At 61.9% G+C, this 4,470-nt stretch carries 4 protein-coding genes; 2 read left to right on the top strand and 2 right to left on the bottom strand.

What is annotated here, in order from left to right; translation table 11 throughout:
- Positions 1-46: 46 nt before the first annotated feature.
- Positions 47-811 (bottom strand): GntR family transcriptional regulator, encoded by a 765-nt coding sequence (locus OC610_RS21895; RefSeq protein ID WP_264430718.1) that lies wholly within the window; start codon positions 809-811, stop codon positions 47-49.
- A 242-nt stretch (positions 812-1,053) separates the two neighbouring features.
- Here OC610_RS21895 and OC610_RS21890 point away from each other — a divergent pair, with 242 nt between their 5' ends.
- Positions 1,054-2,244, top strand: coding sequence for a benzoate/H(+) symporter BenE family transporter (locus OC610_RS21890; protein WP_264430717.1), 1,191 nt, complete (start codon positions 1,054-1,056; stop codon positions 2,242-2,244).
- Positions 2,245-2,404: 160 nt separating this feature from the next.
- On the opposite strand, the gene OC610_RS21885 is transcribed toward OC610_RS21890, so the two are convergent.
- Entirely contained in the window at positions 2,405-2,749 is a 345-nt protein-coding gene (locus OC610_RS21885; protein ID WP_039589030.1) for a YggL family protein, read from the bottom strand.
- A gap of 233 nt (positions 2,750-2,982) precedes the next feature.
- Between OC610_RS21885 and dacB the strand changes: the two genes are divergently transcribed.
- Positions 2,983-4,449: a D-alanyl-D-alanine carboxypeptidase/D-alanyl-D-alanine endopeptidase gene (dacB, locus tag OC610_RS21880; RefSeq protein ID WP_264430714.1), complete on the top strand. Its 1,467-nt coding sequence runs from the start codon at positions 2,983-2,985 to the stop codon at positions 4,447-4,449.
- Positions 4,450-4,470 lie beyond the last annotated feature (21 nt).

Genomic DNA, 4,470 nt, shown 5'->3' with positions numbered 1-4,470 from the left:
GTGGGAGCGAGCTTGCTCGCGATTGGCGGTATGACTGGTTCAACCCTCAGAGCTTGGCAGGCGAACGCCCCGGCTTCTTGCTCTGCAGCAGATGCGAGAACACCGCATGCAAGTCGTCCGACGCGCTTTCCTCGTCCAGGTTGAGCTTGCTGTCGATGTGGTCCATGTGATGCATCATCAGGTCCACCGCCAGCTTGGCGTCGCGCGCCTCGATGGCGTCGATCAGTTGGGTGTGTTCGTCATAGGAACAGTGGGAACGGTTGCCGCTTTCATACTGGGCGATGATCAACGAAGTCTGGGACACCAGGCTGCGCTGGAAACTGATCAGCGGGGCATTCTTCGCCGCCTCGGCCAGCTTCAAGTGGAACTCGCCCGACAACCGGATGCCGGCGCCACGATCGCCGCGGGAAAAGCTGTCGCGCTCGTCGCTGACCATCTGCCGCAGCTCGGCAAGCTGCTCGGCGGTGGCGTGCTGGACCGCCAGTTCCGTGATCGCCTTCTCCACCATGCGCCGGGCGAAGAACACCTGGCGTGCCTCTTCGACACTGGGGCTGGCGACGACCGCGCCGCGATTGGGCCGCAACAGCACCACGCCTTCATGGGCCAGGCGTGACAGCGCGCGGCGAATGATGGTGCGGCTCACTCCGAAAATCTCCCCAAGTGCCTCTTCGCTCAATTTGGTACCGGGCGCCAGGCGCTGCTCGAGGATGGCCTCGAAAATGTGCGCATAGACAATATCGTCCTGGGTTCCGCTGCGGCCGGCTTTGCCTGCTCGCGGTTGTTTCTTGAGGGGCTGCAACTGTTCGTTCATGGGCACTCGAGTCGGGAGAACTGCGGCGATTTAACCGTGACTGTAATACGGCACAGCGGGTCGCTGGCAAGTATCGCGTAAAAAACACGGCGATTGTACACAACCTCTGATGGCAACACGACTGTACGGCTCTTTGCGGACATGGCTGTATTGCAATCGACCATGGTGTTGAGTTTAGGCTTAAACCCGAAACCCGTGGCCCATCAAGGCCAGCCAATCTACAACAAGGAACACCGCCCACCATGACCGAAGTCACGACCGCGCCACTTCGTCCATTGGCCGACACGTCGCCCTCGGCCATCGTCGCCGGATTCATCGCCATGATGACCGGTTACACCAGCTCCCTGGTGCTGATGTTCCAGGCTGGGCAAGCGGCGGGCCTGACCAGCGGGCAGATTTCGTCGTGGATCTGGGCGATTTCCATCGGCATGGCCGTGTGCTCCATCGGCCTGTCGCTGCGCTACCGCACGCCGATCACCATCGCCTGGTCGACCCCCGGCGCGGCGTTGCTGATCACCAGCCTGGGCGGCGTAAGTTATGGCGAGGCCATCGGTGCCTATATAACGTGCGCGGTGTTGGTGACGATCTGCGGCCTGACCGGCAGTTTCGAGCGCCTGGTCAAGCGCATTCCGGCCTCGCTGGCGGCGGCGTTGCTGGCGGGCATCCTGTTCAAGATCGGCAGCGAAATATTTGTCGCCACCCAGCACCGCACCGGCCTGGTGCTGGGCATGTTCTTCACCTACCTGATTGTCAAGCGCCTGTCGCCGCGTTACGCGGTGCTGGCGGCGCTGCTGGTCGGCACCGCGCTGTCGGGCCTGTTGGGACTCCTGGATTTCAGCGGTTTCGCCCTTGAAGTCGCGACGCCGGTCTGGACCACGCCGCACTTTTCCCTGGCGGCGACCATCAGCATCGGGATTCCGCTGTTCGTGGTGGCGATGACTTCGCAGAACATGCCCGGCATCGCCGTGCTGCGCGCCGATGGCTACAACGTACCGGCGTCGCCCTTGATCACCAGCACTGGCATCGCCTCGCTGCTGCTGGCGCCGTTTGGCTCCCACGGGATCAACCTGGCGGCGATCAGCGCAGCGATCTGCACCGGGCCGCACGCCCATGAAGATCGCAACAAGCGCTACACGGCCGCGGTGTGGTGCGGGATTTTCTATGGGATTGCCGGAGTGTTCGGCGCAACGCTGGCGGCCCTGTTCGCGGCGCTGCCCAAGGAACTGGTGCTGTCCATCGCGGCCCTGGCGCTGTTCGGGTCGATCATCAACGGCTTGAGCATCGCCATGAGCGAAGTGAAGGAGCGGGAAGCGGCACTGGTCACTTTCATGGTCACGGCGTCGGGGCTGACGCTGTTTTCCATCGGTTCGGCGTTCTGGGGGATTGTGGCGGGGGTGTTGACGTTGCTGATCCTGAATTGGCGCAACGCTTAAAAGCATCGCGAGCAAGCTCGCTCCCACAGGGGACTTGTGCCGCTTACATAACCTTGTGGGAGCGAGCCTGCTCGCGAAAGCGGCCTGAAGGACGACAATTACCCAGCAGACAGGCACAAAAAAACCGGCACCTGTAAAGGTCGCCGGTTTTTTTACACCATCAAGCCTTCGGGTTGATCGGCTTTTCCGGGTACCACACGTCCAGCAACGGGCTGACTTCAACGCTGGTCAGCTCAGGACGGGCCTTGAGCCAGGCTTCAACGGCAGCGCGCTGCTCTTCGGTCACCGAGCCACGCTTCTGCAGGCAAACCAGGCCGTAGTCGTCACCGCCGACATAACCCAGGCCGTTGGCTTCCATGGCTTCTTTCAGGAAAGCGTCGAGGAAAGCGTCAATAGCCTCATCGGCCAGATCTTCTTTGAAATCCAGGTTCAGTTCGAAACCCAGCTCTTGAAATTCATCCACGCACAGCTTTTTGCGCAGACGCTGGGAACGGTTAGTCGCCATTGGAACAATCCTCATAAGTAATAACGGCCGGCACTTTACCAGTTTGGTGCATCGATTGCCCGACTCATCAGGCATATCGCGTTACCGCCGGTAAAAAAATACCGCTTCGACGGGCTTGGGCACGGCACAAGCCGTTGCGCCTTGGGGCATAATGCCGAACTTTCATGACCGTTGAGGGCGTTCGTTTTCATGCCCTCGTCTTTTTCCCCCTCGCCTGCAGGGTTTTACTTCACATGATCAAATCTTTGCGTCCATTGCTCCTGGCCAGCCTTCTTCTTCCCCTGGCCCTTCCTGTCACCACCAGCGCCGCCACCATCAACACCGCCCTGTCGCCGAATGTGCAAAAGGCCCTCAAGAACAGCAAGCTGCAAGACGACGCCCTGTCGCTGGTCATGGTACCGCTCGACGGCCCGGGCACCCCGACGCTGTACAACGCCGATGTTTCCGTGAACCCGGCGTCCACCATGAAACTGGTGACGACCTACGCCGCGCTGGAGATGCTCGGGCCGAACCACCAGTGGAAAACCGAGTTCTACACCGACGGGACACTCAGCGGCGGCATCCTCAACGGCAACCTGTACCTCAAGGGCGGCGGCGACCCGAAGCTGAACATGGAAAAGCTCTGGCTGTTGATGCGCGACCTGCGGGCCAACGGCGTGCAGCAGGTGACCGGTGACCTGGTGCTCGATCGCAGTTTTTTCATCCAGCCACAATTGCCTGAGTTCAACGACGACGGCAACGACGAGAACAAACCCTTCCTGGTCAAGCCCGACTCGCTGCTGGTCAACCTGAAGGCCCTGCGCTTCGTCGCTCGCAATGACGGCGGTCGGGTGCTGGTATCGGTCGAGCCGCCGATCGCCAGCATCCGCATCGAAAACGTGGTCAAGGCCGTCAACGGCAAGCAATGCGCCGGCGGCGTCCGCTACAACCCGGTGGCGAACGCCGATGGCAGCATGACCGTCACCGTCAGCGGCCAACTCGGCGACGGGTGCAGCTCCCAGACCTACCTGTCATTGCTTGATCATGCCACCTACACCGCTGGCGCCGTGCGGGCGATCTGGAAAGAACTGGGCGGCAGCATCCAGGGCAGCGATCGCCTGGCCGCAACCCCGGGCAACGCCAAATTGCTCGCCCGGGCCTTTTCGCCGGACCTGGCGGAGATCATCCGCGACATCAACAAATACAGTAACAACACCATGGCCCAGCAACTGTTCCTCAGCCTGGGCGCGCAGTTTCGCAACGAGGCCGACGGCGACGACGCCAAGGCTGCGCAGCGGGTGGTGCGCCAATGGCTGGCCAAGAAAGGCATTACCGCGCCGCACCTGGTGATGGAAAACGGCTCGGGCCTGTCCCGCGCCGAACGGGTCAGCGCCCGGGAAATGGCGGCGATGCTGCAGGCGGCATGGCACAGTCCGTATGCGGCGGAATACATCAGCTCGATGCCCATCGCCGGAACCGACGGCACCATGCGCAAGCGCCTCAAGACCACCGCCATGGCTGGCGAAGCCCACATCAAGACGGGCACGCTGAACACCGTCCGCGCCATCGCCGGCTTCAGCCGCGACATCAACGGCAACACCTGGGCGGTCGTGGCGATCCTCAACGATCCGAAACCATGGGGCGCCTCTTCGGTGCTGGACCAGGTATTGCTCGACCTGTATCGCCAGCCGAAGCTCCCGCAGGCGGCTTCGGTGCTCTGAGCCGGGACGACAGAGATCAAG

The organism is Pseudomonas agronomica (genome assembly GCF_025917275.1).
Taxonomy (GTDB): Bacteria; Pseudomonadota; Gammaproteobacteria; order Pseudomonadales; family Pseudomonadaceae; genus Aquipseudomonas; species Aquipseudomonas agronomica.
This window is presented reverse-complemented; position numbering and strand designations above follow the sequence as displayed.

Excerpts from the sequence above, each read along its gene's own strand:
- OC610_RS21885 (WP_039589030.1), bottom strand. The coding sequence starts at position 2,749 with ATGGCGACTAACCGTTCCCAGCGTCTGCGCAAAAAGCTGTGCGTGGAT.
- dacB (WP_264430714.1), top strand. The coding sequence starts at position 2,983 with ATGATCAAATCTTTGCGTCCATTGCTCCTGGCCAGCCTTCTTCTTCCC.
- OC610_RS21895 (WP_264430718.1), bottom strand. The coding sequence starts at position 811 with ATGAACGAACAGTTGCAGCCCCTCAAGAAACAACCGCGAGCAGGCAAA.
- OC610_RS21890 (WP_264430717.1), top strand. The coding sequence starts at position 1,054 with ATGACCGAAGTCACGACCGCGCCACTTCGTCCATTGGCCGACACGTCG.